At 68.4% G+C, this 14,494-nt stretch carries 16 protein-coding genes; 8 read left to right on the top strand and 8 right to left on the bottom strand.

Translation table 11 applies throughout. The features are described 5' to 3' along the window. The first annotated feature begins 156 nt into the window (after nt 1-156). Both ABZV93_RS17485 and ABZV93_RS17490 read left to right on the top strand, forming a co-directional pair. The gene (locus tag ABZV93_RS17485) at nt 157-774 is read left to right on the top strand and encodes a hypothetical protein (protein WP_354936758.1); all 618 of its coding nucleotides are present in this window, start codon (nt 157-159) and stop codon (nt 772-774) included. Further along, the gene (locus ABZV93_RS17490; protein WP_354936761.1) at nt 771-1,433 is read left to right on the top strand and encodes a hypothetical protein; all 663 of its coding nucleotides are present in this window, start codon (nt 771-773) and stop codon (nt 1,431-1,433) included. Before ABZV93_RS17485 ends, ABZV93_RS17490 begins: the two co-directional genes overlap by 4 nt. Here ABZV93_RS17490 and ABZV93_RS17495 read toward each other — a convergent pair. Next, complete coding sequence (locus tag ABZV93_RS17495) at nt 1,380-2,432, bottom strand: phosphotransferase (protein WP_354936764.1); 1,053 nt, start codon at nt 2,430-2,432, stop codon at nt 1,380-1,382. The two genes, ABZV93_RS17490 and ABZV93_RS17495, sit on opposite strands and share 54 nt — an antisense overlap. A 197-nt stretch (nt 2,433-2,629) precedes the next feature. Here ABZV93_RS17495 and ABZV93_RS17500 point away from each other — a divergent pair, with 197 nt between their 5' ends. Together ABZV93_RS17500 and ABZV93_RS17505 are read left to right on the top strand one after the other, a co-directional pair. Further along, nucleotides 2,630-3,487: an alpha/beta hydrolase gene (locus ABZV93_RS17500; RefSeq protein ID WP_354937352.1), complete on the top strand. Its 858-nt coding sequence runs from the start codon at nt 2,630-2,632 to the stop codon at nt 3,485-3,487. Nucleotides 3,488-3,624: 137 nt separating this feature from the next. Continuing rightward, nucleotides 3,625-4,269 carry an AAA family ATPase gene (locus ABZV93_RS17505; protein ID WP_354936767.1) on the top strand — a complete coding sequence of 215 codons (645 nt, stop codon included), beginning with the start codon at nt 3,625-3,627 and terminating at the stop codon, nt 4,267-4,269. A 924-nt stretch (nt 4,270-5,193) separates the two neighbouring features. Here ABZV93_RS17505 and ABZV93_RS17510 read toward each other — a convergent pair. Both ABZV93_RS17510 and ABZV93_RS17515 read right to left on the bottom strand, forming a co-directional pair. Beyond that, entirely contained in the window at nt 5,194-6,099 is a 906-nt protein-coding gene (locus ABZV93_RS17510) for a carboxymuconolactone decarboxylase family protein (protein WP_354936770.1), read from the bottom strand. Between the two features lie 19 nt (nt 6,100-6,118). Continuing rightward, nucleotides 6,119-6,757 (bottom strand): helix-turn-helix domain-containing protein, encoded by a 639-nt coding sequence (locus ABZV93_RS17515; protein WP_354936773.1) that lies wholly within the window; start codon nt 6,755-6,757, stop codon nt 6,119-6,121. A 137-nt stretch (nt 6,758-6,894) separates the two neighbouring features. On the opposite strand from ABZV93_RS17515, the gene ABZV93_RS17520 reads away from it, so the two are divergent. After that, a complete protein-coding gene (locus ABZV93_RS17520; RefSeq protein ID WP_354936776.1) occupies nt 6,895-7,404 on the top strand; it encodes a GNAT family N-acetyltransferase in 510 nt (169 codons plus the stop codon). Nucleotides 7,405-7,479: 75 nt separating this feature from the next. On the opposite strand, the gene ABZV93_RS17525 is transcribed toward ABZV93_RS17520, so the two are convergent. After that, nucleotides 7,480-7,641, bottom strand: a complete 162-nt coding sequence (locus ABZV93_RS17525) for a hypothetical protein (RefSeq protein ID WP_354936779.1) — start codon at nt 7,639-7,641, stop codon at nt 7,480-7,482. Nucleotides 7,642-7,803: 162 nt separating this feature from the next. Between ABZV93_RS17525 and ABZV93_RS17530 the strand changes: the two genes are divergently transcribed. Together ABZV93_RS17530 and ABZV93_RS17535 are read left to right on the top strand one after the other, a co-directional pair. After that, on the top strand, nt 7,804-8,982 hold the full coding sequence (locus ABZV93_RS17530) for a glutamate--cysteine ligase (protein ID WP_354936782.1): 1,179 nt from the start codon (nt 7,804-7,806) through the stop codon (nt 8,980-8,982). A gap of 69 nt (nt 8,983-9,051) precedes the next feature. Then, the gene (locus tag ABZV93_RS17535; RefSeq protein WP_354936785.1) at nt 9,052-10,056 is read left to right on the top strand and encodes an iron-containing redox enzyme family protein; all 1,005 of its coding nucleotides are present in this window, start codon (nt 9,052-9,054) and stop codon (nt 10,054-10,056) included. Between the two features lie 90 nt (nt 10,057-10,146). On the opposite strand, the gene ABZV93_RS17540 is transcribed toward ABZV93_RS17535, so the two are convergent. From ABZV93_RS17540 to ABZV93_RS17550, 3 genes are all read right to left on the bottom strand, one after another. Next, entirely contained in the window at nt 10,147-10,428 is a 282-nt protein-coding gene (locus ABZV93_RS17540) for a CDGSH iron-sulfur domain-containing protein (RefSeq protein ID WP_354936788.1), read from the bottom strand. Further along, nucleotides 10,415-11,053, bottom strand: a complete 639-nt coding sequence (locus ABZV93_RS17545) for a HemK2/MTQ2 family protein methyltransferase (RefSeq protein WP_354936791.1) — start codon at nt 11,051-11,053, stop codon at nt 10,415-10,417. The genes ABZV93_RS17540 and ABZV93_RS17545 overlap by 14 nt, the downstream gene beginning before the upstream one ends. A gap of 400 nt (nt 11,054-11,453) precedes the next feature. Next, nucleotides 11,454-12,146 (bottom strand): hypothetical protein, encoded by a 693-nt coding sequence (locus tag ABZV93_RS17550; RefSeq protein ID WP_354936794.1) that lies wholly within the window; start codon nt 12,144-12,146, stop codon nt 11,454-11,456. Nucleotides 12,147-12,513: 367 nt separating this feature from the next. On the opposite strand from ABZV93_RS17550, the gene ABZV93_RS17555 reads away from it, so the two are divergent. Further along, a complete protein-coding gene (locus ABZV93_RS17555; protein ID WP_354936797.1) occupies nt 12,514-13,182 on the top strand; it encodes a hypothetical protein in 669 nt (222 codons plus the stop codon). Here ABZV93_RS17555 and ABZV93_RS17560 read toward each other — a convergent pair. Next, entirely contained in the window at nt 13,160-14,494 is a 1,335-nt protein-coding gene (locus ABZV93_RS17560) for a sulfatase-like hydrolase/transferase (RefSeq protein WP_354936800.1), read from the bottom strand. The genes ABZV93_RS17555 and ABZV93_RS17560 overlap by 23 nt on opposite strands.

Consider the following 14,494-nt stretch of genomic DNA (forward strand, 5'->3'; position numbering starts at 1 on the left):
CAGGGGTTTCGCCTGGCGAGCCGAGGATCACCACTACCAGCCAGTCACAAGCAACCCGTCGGGACCCGCATGCGCCTGTCAACAAGAAGTTGCTTGCGCAGCAGGGGCCCGTACTGGTCCACTGCCTTGTCGGCGTCGGGGATCCTGGGAGTGCTGATGGGAGTACGTGAGGAACGAGCCGCTCGGGCGGATGCTCGCCTGGCGCAGGCTCGGCAGGTTCTGGACGAGTTGAAACTTCTCGATCGGTGGAGGACCGTCGGCGATCCGGTCGTCGTCGGCTCGGTCGCGTTGGGTGTCGTCGTACGGCCCGACGTCGACCTGGAGATCTACGCCGACAGCCCGTCGATCCGTGACGGCTTCGGTGTGGCCGCCGCGCTTGCGGAGCTTCCGAAGGTGCGGGCCATGCGGTACAAGGACGAACGCGACCGAGCCGCGGAGGGCCTGTACTGGAAACTCGAGTACGAGCTGGCTCCCCAGGAGACCTGGCACGTCGACATGTGGCTGTTTCGTAGCGGCCTCGCCCACCGCTCCTCGACCGACCTGACCGAGGCACTGACAGCCGCACTGACCGACGGCCGGCGGGATGCGGTCCTGGCGATCAAGGAAGAGGCCGTCGGCCGGGGCACCCGAGCCCACGGATACTGGGTGTACCGCGCGGTCATCGACGAGGGTGTGAGCTCCTACGACGAGTACCTCGACTGGCTCGGAGACAGAGATGTCTGGGAACACACCAACTGGCGACCCATGCCGCATAACGGAGGAGGGGCACGATGAACCCGCCCGATCCGGAGGTACCGCGGCTCGCGGGAGATCCGGGTCAGCGGCTCGCGTTCGCCGACCGGATCCGTGCCACGCTTGCCGAGGCGGTCCCGGGCTCGGTGGCCGAGCTTCGAGGGTCCCTCGCGTCCGGATCTGCCGACGTCTACAGCGACGTCGACCTGGGCTGGGTCGTGCCGGACGACCGGTTCGGCGCGGCGCTCGGTTGCGTGTCCACCGCCCTGGCGACCGTCGGCCCGCTTGCGTCCTTCCGGTCCGACCCGGACAACCAGCGCTCGCCCCACCTGCGGCGGCTGTTCGTCCGCTTCGCCGGCGTACCGCTGTCGTGGCGCCTCGACCTGGAGGTGTGGGCGGCGTCGGTGGCGTACGACGCTGCCGTGGCCGACGATCCCTCGATGCGAGGGGACGAGTGGTGTCCGTACGAAAGCGCGCTGATGAACGCGCTCGCCGCCATCAAACAGCTGCTCCGCGGTGGACCGGAGATCGCGCGGGACGGTCTCACCCGTGGATTCGAACGTGTGGGAGCCGAACCGCGGCTCGACCTGTCGTCGCAGGATCGGGTGATCGAGCTGGCCCATCTGGTCGCGGCCGCTCGTCCGCACCTACGTTCCTTCGCCACCGACATCATCACGGCTGCTATTCGAGAACTCGCGTAGTCGGTGCAGGTCGCCGGCGACGTCCCGGAGTACGTCGATCGCCCACGGGCTGGTTCGTCCATCGCGATCGGTGGTGAACTGGAGCTCGGAGAGTGTGCGGATGCGACTGAACCCGCCGAGTAGGTCGAAGTCCTCGGCCGGCAGTGGGCCGCCGGCTTCGAGGTAGGTCTGCCAGAACGCCAGCGGGTCGGGAGCCTGGACCGCGAGAGCGGCCTCGTACGCCAGGACGTCGACGTGGCAGGCCTCCCAGTCGATGACCGCGACGAGCCGATCCTTGTCGAAGATCAGGTTGCGCGGGTTGAAGTCGCCGTGGACCATGCCACGGCTCAACGGCCGTCCGGAACTCCGGAGACTCTCCAGCCAGCATTCGAGTTCCGCAGCCTCGGCGTCGAGGAACCGGAACAGCTCCTTCACCTCGGTGGTGTGCGGCAGGTCCTGTTGCAGAACCGGTCGCACGGTCGACCACGTAGTCGGTTGGTCGAGAACGCTGCGAACGTCGTCGGCGACCCCGAGTTCGAGGTTCGTTCCAGCGCGGTGGATCCGCGCCAGGACCGAGGCGGCCTGCTGCCAGCGGATCCCAGCCGCGACCTCAGTGCCAAGGAAGCCGTTGACGTAGGGGAAGAGCGACAGAACCTGTCCTCGGATGATCTGCAGTGTCTCGCCGTTGAGGCCCGGCAACGGGGGCACGACTTCCGGCACCTCGTAGCGGAGTAGACCAAGCGCGGCGTGCTCGTAAGCCACCTGCTCCCGGCTGAGTTCGGATCGGCTCACCCGCACCACGTACGTTCCATCGAGTGACTCGACGCGCCACGACTGGTTCATGAGCCCCTCGGTCATGAACGTCGGGCGTTGATTCACGACGTGGCCGAAGCAGGTCCGGGTGGCGCTCGGGATCTCCGACCGCAGCAGCCACAGCGGCTCCCACTGATGGCCGTCCCACACCTTGGTGTCGTCGTCGGACAGTTCACCGACAGCCGGCACCGACGTCTCGGCTCCCACCGCTGTTCACCTCCGGTCCGACCCACCGCCGCGCGGGTGCAAGCGTCGCTTATGTTCCCGGTGGGCCTCAACCGATTTGAGCTGCGGCTCGGCGCGGTTGCCGTGTTCACTCCTGGGAGGTTGTCCGGTCATGGACAGAAGTCGTCCTTGGATTCACCGGAGCCTGTGCCGCTAACGTCGCCGGCGTGCTGATGACGATGCCCGAAACGCCCTATGCGGTTGAACTTCGGAGTGCGGTCCGGTACGGATCGGTTCCGGGCCTACCCGCCTGGCAGGCAGCGCTTCACCTGGACCTGCTCGTTCCCACCCCAAGACCTGTGAGGCCGTCGCCGGCAATCGTGTACCTGCACGGAGGCGGGTGGCGGGACGGGCATCGTTCGTACGGCCTCTATCCATGGCACGGTCCGCTTCTTGCGGTGCACGGCTTCGTCGTTGCCAACGTGAGCTACCGGCTGAGCGGCCAAGCCCCGTTCCCCGCGCAGATTCACGACGTCAAGGGGGCGATCCGGTGGCTCCGTTCGAACGCGGCGGCGCACGGAATCGACCCTGATCGCATCGGGGTGTGGGGCGACTCCTCCGGCGGCCACCTCGCAGCGCTTGCCGCTACCACGGCCGAGCGGGCCGACTTGGAGGGGGAGTGCGGATCAGGCGGACGGTCCAGTGCCGTCCAGGCGGCAGTCGTGCGGTGTGCCCCGAGTAACTTCCTCACGTTTCCGCAGGGAGGCTGGCAGGACGAGGTGATGGATGCTCTCTTCGGCGGGCCGCTGTCCGCGACCGCCGAACTGCGCCAGCTGGCAAGCCCCGCAGCGCACGTGTGTGCCGGCGTTCCACCGTTTCTGATCGTCCATGGAACTGACGACGAGACCGTGCCATTCGAACAGGCCGAGACGTTGGCCCGCACGCTTCGAGCGCACGACGGGTACGTCGAGTTCAATGTCATGGAGGGCGTTCACCACAACCTTCATACGGATGTCGACCTGCCGTGGGGTTCCGAGCCATGGGCCGAACTCGGCATCCAGGCGCTGAACTTCTTCGTTCGTACTCTCAAGTCCTGAGGTTGTGCCGCGACGCGGACATTCTTTGTTAGGGTGCCGGATGTGACGTGATCTCTCGCACCGTTCTTCTTCCGGCTCAGCGTCCGCCCTTGGTGGCGAACGTCGGACTCGGGTGAGTTCACCCTGGAGAGGTCACGATGAACGATGCTGTTAATGCACGCGTCAAGGGGTCGTTGCGCACGATGGTCGACTTCGACTGTCCCGAGTGCGACGCAGATGCCCGAGTACAAGTCGTAGCCGCGGATCGCATCACCTGCCCTGAGTGCCGGGCAAGCCGGCCGTTCCGACTCGGCCGGCTTCATGTCGTCACCGGCAGTCCCGCCACGGGGAAGTCCAGCGTCGGCCGGGTCCTGGCCGCGCGTTCACCCCTTGAGCTGGTCGTGTTGGACGGCGATCTCACCGCCCGGCCTGAGCACGACAGTACGGAAGAGGCGTGGCTCGGATTCATTGACACGTGGCTTCGCACGGCGGTCGGGGTGGCGCAGGGAGGCCACAGTCTGGTTCTCGTCGGCTACTCGATGCCTCACCAATGGGAGCAGCAGGCGCTGCGGCACTTCCTCGGACCGATCACCTACATCGCCCTCGTGTGCTCCGACGGTGAGCTCGACCGACGTCTGCGCGACCGGTCCTGGATGGGTTCGCGTCGCGAACGGGCATCGCTCATCGAGCTGAACCAGACCTTCCGTGCTCGCGCAGACATGACCGTGATCGAGACCGATCACCGTTCACCGGAAGCTGTCGCCGGACGGATCCTCTCGCTGGTGTCTCGGCATGATCCTTAAGGCTGAGGCGGAGTGCCGACCAACCTCCATGTCACAAACGGAGGCATTCGAGGCTGCTGATGGTTCATGGCGCACGCCACGGCGCGTGGGCCTGGGACGAAGTGACAACCTGGCTCGAACCACAGTCACCCGGCGCGGACTCCGGAGCTCGCGGCCCGCAACGCCGACGTCTACAGCGACATCGATCTCGGCTGGGTCGTGCCGGACGAACAGTTCGGCGCGGCGCTCGGTTGCGTGTCCACAGCGCTGGCGTCCATCGCTCCGCTCCGTCGTTCCGATCCGACCCGGACAACCAGCGCTCACCTCATCTGCGACGGCTGTTCGTCCGCTTCATCGGCCTACCACTGTTCTGGCGCCTGGACCCGGAGGTGTGGGGGCGTCGTACGACTCCACGCCGGATCACGATCCGTCGACGCGGGGCGATGAGTGGTGTCCCTACGAGAGCGCACTGATGTACGGACTGGCCGCGATCAAGCAGGTCCTTCGTGGCAGGCCGGAGGTCGCGCAGGACGTCTTGACCCGCGGATTCCAGCGCGTCGGTGCTGACGCCAACCTGGTCGCGGCGGCAGTACCGGCCGGCTCCGACGAACGGCGTTGGCCACGTCCCCGAGGATGTCGATGGCCCATGCGGTCTGGTAGAACGACACCATGCCGCGACCGCGCACCGGCAGATCCATCGGCTACTCTGATCATCTCCGGTGGTCCGAGCAGTCACATCTCTCCCGAAGTTGTGGCGGCGATGGCGGGAGCTATCCCGAGCAGCCGTCTGGTCACGATTCCGGTCGGGCACCGGGTGCACAGCACCGCCCCGGACGCGTTCTGGGCGGCGGTGCTGCCGTTTCTGAACGGACCGGACCCGGCGGCGGGGCCGGCCTCCTCGTCATCGGAGGGCCGACGGTCCTGAACCTGGCCGGGAGGCATCTCTTACTCGGCACGTGTTCCGGAGAAGGGGAAGGTACCGCCGCCGGAGATCGTCACCGACCCCGTGAACGTGTCGCCGTCGACCGAGCCGGTCACCACGAGGTCGAACTTCGCCGGCTCGGTCATCTCGGCCGTGAACTCCAGGTGGCCCTCGCTGTCGACCGTGCCCGACACGATCGGGGCGGTCACCTCCAGCACCGTGTCGAACATCGTCCCGGACACCGCGGCCCCCGACGTCTTCAGATCCAGGTCGATCTGCTTGCTGCCCGCCGGGTGGACGAACGTGATGCTCCATCGGCCGTCCGCACCGACCTTGCCGCTGGCCGGCCGGTCGGTGAGGACAGGTGCGTCGGGAGCCTGAGGCGGCAGCACCCGCTCACCCAGCGACGGCTGGCCGGGCTTCACGGGAACGCCGGCGGAGTTCAGGAAGCCGGCCATCATGCGGTAGTACCCCGCGAGGAAGAGCACCTCGAGAATCTCGGCGTCGTCACGTGCCGCGCTCAGCGCCGACCAGGTGGCGTCGGAGACGTACGCGTCCGCGCACAGTTCATCCGTCGCCCGGAGCACCGCGTCGTCCTCAGGTGCCCAGGTGGCGGCGGGATCGGAAAGCGCGTTGATCTCGTCCGCGGTGGCACCGGCACCGAGCGCGGCAGGTACGTGGTTGGCCCATTCGTACGGCGCTTCGCACTGCAGTGCCACCCGGAGGATCGCGAGTTCGCGGATGCGTGGGTGCAGTTTGCCCTGACTGAGCAGATAGCCGCCGAGGGCGGAGGACGCCTTCGTCAACTCCGGGTTGCGTGCGAGCACCTGGATGACGGTGTCGGCGCCGAGCTTCGCCAGCTTGCGTTGTTCGGGCTCCAGCTCCTCGATCGGAACCGGCCGGATCCGAGGGGTGGGGGCGTGCGGCATGACGGATCTCCTTGCATGCTTAGGATTTCTCGTGACGTTCGATGGTGTCGAGAGCCTTCTTGGCATCGTCCTTGTTGAGCAGAGGGCGGGAGTAGAGGTCGATCAGGGCACGCGCCACGAGGTTGTCGCCTTCCGGACTCATGACGTCGACCCCGATCGCGCGGGAGACGTGCTCCTGCAGCACCGTGAGGGAGAGCGCCATCGCGGTGTGCACCGCGGCGCGAACCCTGGGACTGGCGCTCGGTGGGTCCGTCTGGGCCTGGTCCAGGTCGGCGTGCCACTGCGTACCGAGGTCGACCATCTCGTCGAACACCGGCGCGGCGCCGCCCTCGACGAGAGCGCGTGCGAGGTACGCCTGATAGTGGGCACCCGCGACCCGTGCCGCGGCGACATAGCTGCCGCCCTCGGGTTCGGCGCCGCTGCGGACCTGGTCGCTCAGGCGGTGGATCACCTGCGCGAGGTGGGCGTCACAGGCCTCTCGCAAGGCCTGTTTGGAGCCGAAGTGATGCCGCACCAGGCCCAGCGAGACCCCGGCCGTCTCGGCGATGCCGCGGATCGTCGCCCGCTCGAAGCCGTAGTTCCCGAAGTGCTCCATGGCGGCGTCGCGGATCCGTGCCCGCGCGGTGAGGTCGTCCGGATCGGGGTCGACGGGCGGCACAAGGAACCTCCACGGGACTCGACTGTACGTTTGTACAGGCGACTATACACACGTACAGCCGGTAGAGAAGTGGTAGTGCTCATGGAGCCGGCGATATTGCGATGCGGGGTTCTCGATCGACGTGATAGATCACGACGATGACCTACGTGATTCGTTCGGTCGAGTCCGAGCAGGAACTTGTCAGGTCCTTCGACGTCCTGGGGGCGCAGTTCCCGCGGCCGCTCACCCACCAGGACCGTCGGTTCACCGACCTGGCCCGGCGGTTCCCGCAGGATCGTTCCATGATGCTGATCGCCGAGGACGAGGAGCAGGTCGTCGGTGGTGCACTCGCCTTCAGGGCAGGCGAAGGCGGCCCCAGCTGCGACGTGACCCTGCGGATCATCGCGCTCCTTCCCGAACACCGGGGAAAGGGGCTCGGGCGCCAACTTGTCGAATGCATCGAGCAGGAGGCGGCCAGGCTCGGCGTACGCGGAATCGGCCTGGGCGCCGACGAGGCCGTCGGCTTCTACCAGCACCTCGGCTATCGCGGTAAGGGCGGGATGTACAAGGCGCTGCCGCTGTCGTCGACTCACAGTGACGCTCACACCCGCCGTCGCGCACTGGAAGAACTCCGAGAACGCCGAGAGGCGCGACTGCAACAGCAGTGAACAGCCTGCGCGACAAGAACGTGGGACGCGGCCGGCGCCTCCTGCTCACCGCGCGTGGTGCGTCTACCGTCTACCTCACCGGATGACAGCCTTCTCGAGTTCGGACTTGCTCATGTGGGACCGGCCCGGAACGCCCTGCCGCTCCGCGTCTGCCTGCAGCTGTGCCTTCGTACGACCGCCCGGTCCGCCGCCGGGCCGGTGACCTCCGCGGCAGCCGGAGGAGATGTCCTTGGCCAACGTCGAGCTCTTCTGTCCGGATCTCCCGAAATCACGAGGGTTCCTTTCAACGGCGCTTCGTCGGCGATGTCCGAACCAGTGCGAATGGCACGAGTGTGACCAGCCTCACCGGCCTCCCGTGCTGGTCGCACAGGCGAGCCGGATCCGGTTAGGCTCACGGAGATGGACTTCGAGACCGTCGGTGTCGAGGAGGAGTTCCTGCTGGTCGACCCGGCGTCGCGGCTTCCGGTGCCGCTGTCGGTCGAGGTGCTCGACACCGCGCTGGCGGGTGGGGTGCCGACAGGCGCCAGCTTCCAGCCCGAACTCGTGCGGACGCAGGTGGAGACCGCCACCGGCGTGTGCGGCGACATGTCAACGGTGGCAGAGCATCTGCGCGCGCTGCGCGGCACTCTCGGCGCGGCGGCCCGGACCCACGACGCCCGCCTGGTCTCGGTCGGCAACCCGGTGCTGTCCGGCGGTCCGCCACCTCTCACCCCCGGTGAGCGCTTCGACCGGATTCACCGGCAGTACGCCGAGATCGTCGACTCCTACCAAGCGTGCGGGTGCCATGTCCACGTCGGGTTGCCCGATCGGGAGACCGCCGTCGCCGTACTCAACCACCTGCGGCCCTGGCTGCCGACCCTGCTGGCACTGTCTGCCAACTCCGCGTTGACAGACGGCCGCGACACCGGGTACGCCAGCTGGCGAATGGTCACGCAGGCACGTTTTCCGGGCGCCGGCATCCCGCCGTACTTCCCTTCGGTGACGGCGTACGACCGTGAGGTGGCGCGGCTGGTCGACTGCGGGGTGCTCGTCGACGCCGACATGACGTTCTGGCTCGCCCGGCCCTCCCCCCGCTACGCGACGCTGGAGGTGCGCGCCGCCGACACCGCCGGCACCGTCGACGACGCGCTGCTCCAGGCCGCACTGACCCGGGCACTCGTGCGCACCGCACGGGCGGACCTCGCGGCGGGCAGGGACGCGCCGGAGGTTCACGAGCAGGTGGCGGCCGCCGCGATGTGGAGCGCAGCGCGCCACGGCCTGGACGGCCCGGCCGTGGATCCCCTGCTGGGCAAGCAGGTCCCGGCGAAGGACCTGCTGCACCAGATGCTGGTCCGGGTACGCCCCGCCCTGGAGGAGACGGGCGATCTTCCTCTCGTGCGCCGGCAGGTGCACCGCGTCCTGACGGCGGGCACCAGCGCGGCCCGGCAGCGGGCGACATACGCCCAGGCCCGGGAGTGGCGGGCCGTCGTGGACATGCTGGTGGCCCAGACCGCACAAACAACGCAGACAATCCATACGGCGCGGACCGCCGAGACCGGTGCTCTCCCGGCTCCGTTTGTGGCCGACGCGCTCGGGTAGGCGAAATCCGTGAATGCCTCCGCACCCGCTACGTCGCTCCCTCGGCCGCGTGGACCCCTGTCCGCGGCCGTGGTCGAGACCCTGGCCACCGGCTCGCCGTCCGGCCTGGGTGCGCCGACCAGCCCGACCAGCCCGGCCGGCGCGGTAGATCGGACGGGCACCGACCCGGCAGGCAGCTTGGCCGCGGCGGACGTCGCCGGCACCGACCCCTACGGCGACGATCTCCAGCTCGCGCTCTACACCTGCTACGAGCTGCACTACCGGTCGTTCGCCGGTGTGGACGGGGCGTGGGAATGGGATCCGGCCCTGCTGGGTCTTCGCAACCAGCTCGAGTCGGTCTTTCTCGCCGCGCTCCGCCGCGACGCCGTACGCCACACCGACGTCGACGAGGCGCTCGAGCCTTTGCTGGTCGAGCCGGTGGACGCCGACGGCATCTCGCACTTCCTCCGTAAGCAGGGCGAGCTGTCCCACCTGCGCGACCACATCGCGATGCGTTCGGCCTACCACCTGAAGGAGGCCGACCCGCACGCGTGGGTGATCCCGCGGCTTTCGGGCGTGGCCAAGGCGGCGCTGGTGGCGGTGGAGTTCGACGAGTTCGGCGGCGGGCACGCCGACCGCGCGCACTCGCAACTGTTCGCCGACCTCATGGACGGCCTCGGACTCGACTCCCGGTACGGCCACTATCTCGACCGGACACCCGCCGCGATGCTGGCGGTGGTCAACCTGATGTCGATGCTGGGCCTGCACAGGTCCCTGCGCGGTGCGCTGGTCGGCCACTTCGCCGCGGCGGAGATCACCACGCCGCCCAGTGCCCGGCGGATCGCCCAGGCGATGGACCGGCTCGGCACGCCCGCCGCCTGCCGCCTCTTCTACGACGAGCACATCGAGGCCGACGCCGTTCACGAGCAGGTCATGCGTAACGACGTCGTCGCCGACCTGATCTCGCGCGAGCCGGAGATGACCGAGGACGTGATCTTCGGCATCGACGCCACCGACTTCCTGGAGGAGGCCGTGGCGACGGAGGTTCTGCAGGCCTGGCGGGCCGGCCGGTCGGCGCTGCGAGAGGTGGCCTGAGTTCGTGACCGCACGTCGGAAGGTCGTCCGCCGTACGTCTGTCCGCAGAGGCGGCCTACGCAGCGGAAACATCCGGCGCTCGGTCCTGCGTCAGTCGTCGTCCGGCTCGTCCTTCGTCCGGACCCGCTTGCGGTGGCTGGTGTCGCACAAGGGGTAGGTGTGACTGCGCCGGCAGGTGCACACCGCCACGATGAACCGATCCGACCTCACGGTCTGGCCTTCGTGGACGAGCTCGACGGGCCCTTCGACCAGGATCGGTCCGCCCGGCACGATCCGGACCACCCGCCCGGACCGGCCTTTCCGGCACTGCTCGGGGGGTGGCTCGCAGCTTCGTTCAGCGTCTCGTTCGGGGTGTCGCTCAGCGGGTGCCACGGATCACGACCAGTTCTTCCTCGCGTTCGCCGGGCAGGATGTAGCCCTGCTCCTCCAGCCAGGATGCCCGCTCCGTCATCACCGGGCCGAACGGGATCCGCGAACGTGCGCTGACCTCGGCCTTGATCCCGGCTGCCGCGAGGCGTTCGCACGTGCGGTCGTTGCCGCACATCGAGGACTGCACCAGCAGCAGCGTGCCGCCGGGTTCGAGTACCTCCGGTACGGTCGCGCACAGCTCGTCCAGATGGGAACGTCCGTCCAGACCCGCGTCCCAGGCGCCGGAACGCTGCTCGATCGTCGGTGACGCGGCGTACGGGACGTAGGGCGGGTTCGCCAGGACGAGATCGAACCGCTCGCCTCGTACCGGCTCGACCAGGCGGCCGCGAAGTACGCGGACCGGAAGCCTTCGACTCCAGGAATTGGCGCGGGCGGACCACACCGCCCGCGGATTGACGTCGACGGCCGTGACGTGGCGTGCTCCCAGCCTGGCGGCCAGGACCGCGAGCGCGCCGGTTCCGGTGCAGAGGTCCAGGACGCGTGAGATGGGGGAAAGTGGTTCCCTGCGCAGGGCCTGGGCCAGCAGCCAGGTGTCGTCCTGCGGCCTGTAGACGCCCGGAAGCCGCACGAATCGGATATCGGCCTCCGAACGTGGATTCGTGATCTGGGGGCCTTGGCGCACCTCAGATCTACCACGCGGGTTGATTCGTGCGACGGGCTTTCCCCATGGCCGCTCCGTTGTGCGATCGAGGATGACCGGTACCGTCCTTTGTCTCGGCGGAAGCGACCGTCGCTGGGCTACCGGTCAAACCTGCACCTTTTCGGCCCGCCTCGATGTCGCTGTGCTGAGAGTCAGTTACCCTCGCACCCTCGCTGTATTAGCGATGCACGGGACCTCTTTCGTTTGCTCTGTCACCAATTGCGACCGTTCGGTTTCTCCCAGCCGTAACTCTCGCCGCGCAACGTGGAGTCGGCGGCCTTCGCTGTTGCGAAGACCGCCGACTCGACCGGCAGGGCTGGGACTGACGTCAGGCAGCCGTCACAGCGCTCGTACGCCGCCGCAGTAGGACGGTGCCGAGAGCGGCAGCCGCCGCCAGCGCACCGCTACCACCAACGGCGAGGCTGCTGTTGGTGCCGGAGGCGCCGCCGTCACCGCCGGCCACCGGACCCCGCGGGGTCACCGCGTCGCCGCCGGCCACCGGACCCCGCGGGGTCACCGCGCCGGAGGTCTCGTCGGCGCACTGGGCAACGCGCACCGATGGGGCTCTGTCAGCGCACAGAGAGATGGACCCCGCCGCCGAAGCAGAGGCGGAGTGGTCCTGCGCCGCGGACTGGGAGACGGCCACATCGCCACAGGTGATGATGGTCGTGTTCTGGACGAGGACGTTCTTGCCGTCCTTCTTGTACTGCTTCTCGCTCTTGTAGTGCTCTTCGCCCTTGTAGTGGCCGTCGTACTCGTCGGAGCCCTTGGCGTCCTGGCGGTCGCTACGCGGCTCCGCCCAGCCGTCGTCCCCGCTGTCACGACCCAGTGTCATGGGCCGCTCGCCGTTGACGCAGATCACCTTGAGGTACTTGGACCCGCCGTGGTCGGGACCGTACCTGCCTTCCCCGTGGTCCGGCGACGCTACCGACGCCGAAGCGAGGCCCGGTGTGGCGAGCAGAAGCGCCCCACTGGCCGCCGCGACACCGGTGGCCGCTCGGACGAGGAATTTGCTCGACACGGCAACTCCCATCGAGTGCTGGAATATCTGGAATACCTACGCACCAGTTCTCCGTAGGCGCCTCTCGGCAAACGATTGGCTTTCGCGTATGTCTGGATCCGAGAATTGTCGCGGAATTCAAGTGATTTATTCGTCCGGCCTGTATTCACTGCACACAGTCGGCCTTGCATTGCACCATTCTTCGGGCACCGAATTCCGTCGTGCGCGGGCGGTGCCGTCGGTCATCGGTCGGCAGTTCCGGACACGCCAGGACTGAAAACTGCCGACTCGGGCAAAAGACTTGTCGAGTGTGCCGGCCCCGGTGGCCGTGGCCAGGAATTTCAGCTGCCAGAAGACGTGCGGCTGCCAGAAAGCAGGAGTCAGTCAGATGTTCGCCATGCTCATGCGCCGACGGTGGCTCGGCCGGGTCGCCGTGGTCACCTCAGCTGTCCTTCTCGCCGGTCTCGGGGCGGCCGCCTACGCCGCGATCCCCGACGCGGACGGCACCGTCCACGGCTGCTACCGGACCAGCCAGGGCACCCTCCGGGTCATCGACCCGTCCGCCGGTGACTCGTGCCGGCCGAGCGAGACCGCCCTCGACTGGAGCCAGACCGGTCCGCAGGGGCCGCAGGGGCCCCAGGGTCCCCAGGGTCCGCAGGGACCTCAGGGCCCGGCCGGACCCGAAGGCTCGGGCCACGCCTTCACGGCGACCTCGGGCGGCTCCGTTCCCATCGACGGGCCGACGGTGGTGGTCACGCTGAACGACCTGCCCGCGGGGACGTACCTCGTGTGGTCGCCGATCGAGGTGGTGGGCGACACCGACAGCGGCACGAACAACACCTGTCTGTTCGTGGTCAACGGCAGCACGCTGGTGGTGGGGGAGGGCGACACGTTCATGTACGACGCCAAGGACCCCGGCTTCGGACGAGCAGACAACTTCGCCATCATCACCGTGCCCACCGACGGCAGCTCCATCGCCACCCGGTGTGACGCGAACACCGACGGGGCGCGGGAGTTCGGGCGTACGACGGCCCTCAAGGTCGGCGCCGTGAACTGACGCCCGTCTCCTCACGCCACCGTGCGCAGGTGCCGGCCCAGTCCAGGAGCCGCTGCCTCATCACCGTCACGTGCCCGGGCTGGACGCCGGCCAGGTCGTGCTGCTCGCCCGGGTCGGCCGCGAGGTCGAACAGGCCCTCGCCGGCGACCACCGGGGCGGACATGCTCTCGCGGGCGTCGAGCACGAGTTTCCAGCGACCGTGCCGGGTCGCCAGTTGGCCCTCGTACTCCCAGAAGAGCCATCGATCCGCCTCGGCGTCGCGACCGCCGGGGCGCAGCCTGGTGAGCACCGACCGGCCGTCGAGGTCGGTACGTGTGGGAGCGTGCCCGTCGACCGCCTCCAGCACGGTGGGCAGGACGTCCATCATCGCGCCGGGGCCCACCAGCTCCGTGCCCGCCGGCAGCCGAGCCGGCCAGGAGACGATGCCGGGTACGCGGATGCCGCCCTCGAACAACGACCCCTTGTGGCCGCGCAGCCCTCCGGCGGAACCACCGGTGTAGGAGACCTCCTCGCCGTTGAGCCAGTTGCGTTCCTCGACCGAGGGCCCGTTGTCGGAGGAGAAGAACACCAGGGTGTTCTCGCGCAGGCCGAGGCGTTCCAGCGTGTGCAGGATGTGCGCGATCCCGTCGTCCATCGCCTTGATCATGGCCGCCATCAACTGCCGGTCCAGGGGCAGGTGCGCGAACGCGTTGATGTACTCCGCGGGCGCGTGCAGCGGATAGTGCGGGGCGTTGAACGGGACGTAGCAGAAGAACGGGCGATCCGCGTGCTGCTCGATGTGGTCGGCGGCCCGGTCGGCGATGACGGCGGTGAGGTACTCGCCGTTCTGCCAGACCTCCTGCTCGTCCTCCCACAGGTCGTGCAGGGGAGCGTGGTTGCCCCAGTAGTAGATGTGGGAGTAGTAGTCGACGCATCCTGCGCGGAAGCCGAAGTGCCGGTCGAAGCCACGGTGCAGCGGCCCGTAGCTCGCCTGCGCGCCCAGGTGCCACTTGCCGAAGATGCCGGTGGCGTAGCCGCGGTCGCGGAGCTCGTCGCCGAGGGTCGGCTGTGGCGGCAGGCCGGGCGTACGCCGGGATCCACCGAGGATGGCCTCGACTCCCGCGTGGGCGGGGTAGCGACCGGTCAGCAGGCTGGCCCTCGACGGTGAGCACACCGGCGAGTTGGAGTACCACTCGGGCAGCCGTACCCCGCTCGCCGCCAGCCCGTCCAGAGCGGGTGTGTCCAGGTCGTCCGCGCCGAAGCAGCCCAGGTCACCCCACCCGAGGTCGTCGGCGTACAGGATCACGATGTTGGGCGGCGCCTGGGACGTCAT

Origin of the sequence: Actinopolymorpha sp. NPDC004070 (genome assembly GCF_040610475.1) — a bacterium.
Taxonomy (GTDB): domain Bacteria; phylum Actinomycetota; class Actinomycetes; order Propionibacteriales; family Actinopolymorphaceae; genus Actinopolymorpha.

Coding starts and splice junctions, on each gene's coding strand:
- ABZV93_RS17485 (WP_354936758.1), top strand. CDS start 157: ATGGGAGTACGTGAGGAACGAGCCGCTCGGGCGGATGCTCGCCTGGCG.
- ABZV93_RS17490 (WP_354936761.1), top strand. CDS start 771: ATGAACCCGCCCGATCCGGAGGTACCGCGGCTCGCGGGAGATCCGGGT.
- ABZV93_RS17500 (WP_354937352.1), top strand. CDS start 2,630: ATGCCCGAAACGCCCTATGCGGTTGAACTTCGGAGTGCGGTCCGGTAC.
- ABZV93_RS17505 (WP_354936767.1), top strand. CDS start 3,625: ATGAACGATGCTGTTAATGCACGCGTCAAGGGGTCGTTGCGCACGATG.
- ABZV93_RS17510 (WP_354936770.1), bottom strand. CDS start 6,099: ATGCCGCACGCCCCCACCCCTCGGATCCGGCCGGTTCCGATCGAGGAG.
- ABZV93_RS17520 (WP_354936776.1), top strand. CDS start 6,895: ATGACCTACGTGATTCGTTCGGTCGAGTCCGAGCAGGAACTTGTCAGG.
- ABZV93_RS17530 (WP_354936782.1), top strand. CDS start 7,804: ATGGACTTCGAGACCGTCGGTGTCGAGGAGGAGTTCCTGCTGGTCGAC.
- ABZV93_RS17555 (WP_354936797.1), top strand. CDS start 12,514: ATGTTCGCCATGCTCATGCGCCGACGGTGGCTCGGCCGGGTCGCCGTG.
- ABZV93_RS17560 (WP_354936800.1), bottom strand. CDS start 14,494: ATGACGTCCCAGGCGCCGCCCAACATCGTGATCCTGTACGCCGACGAC.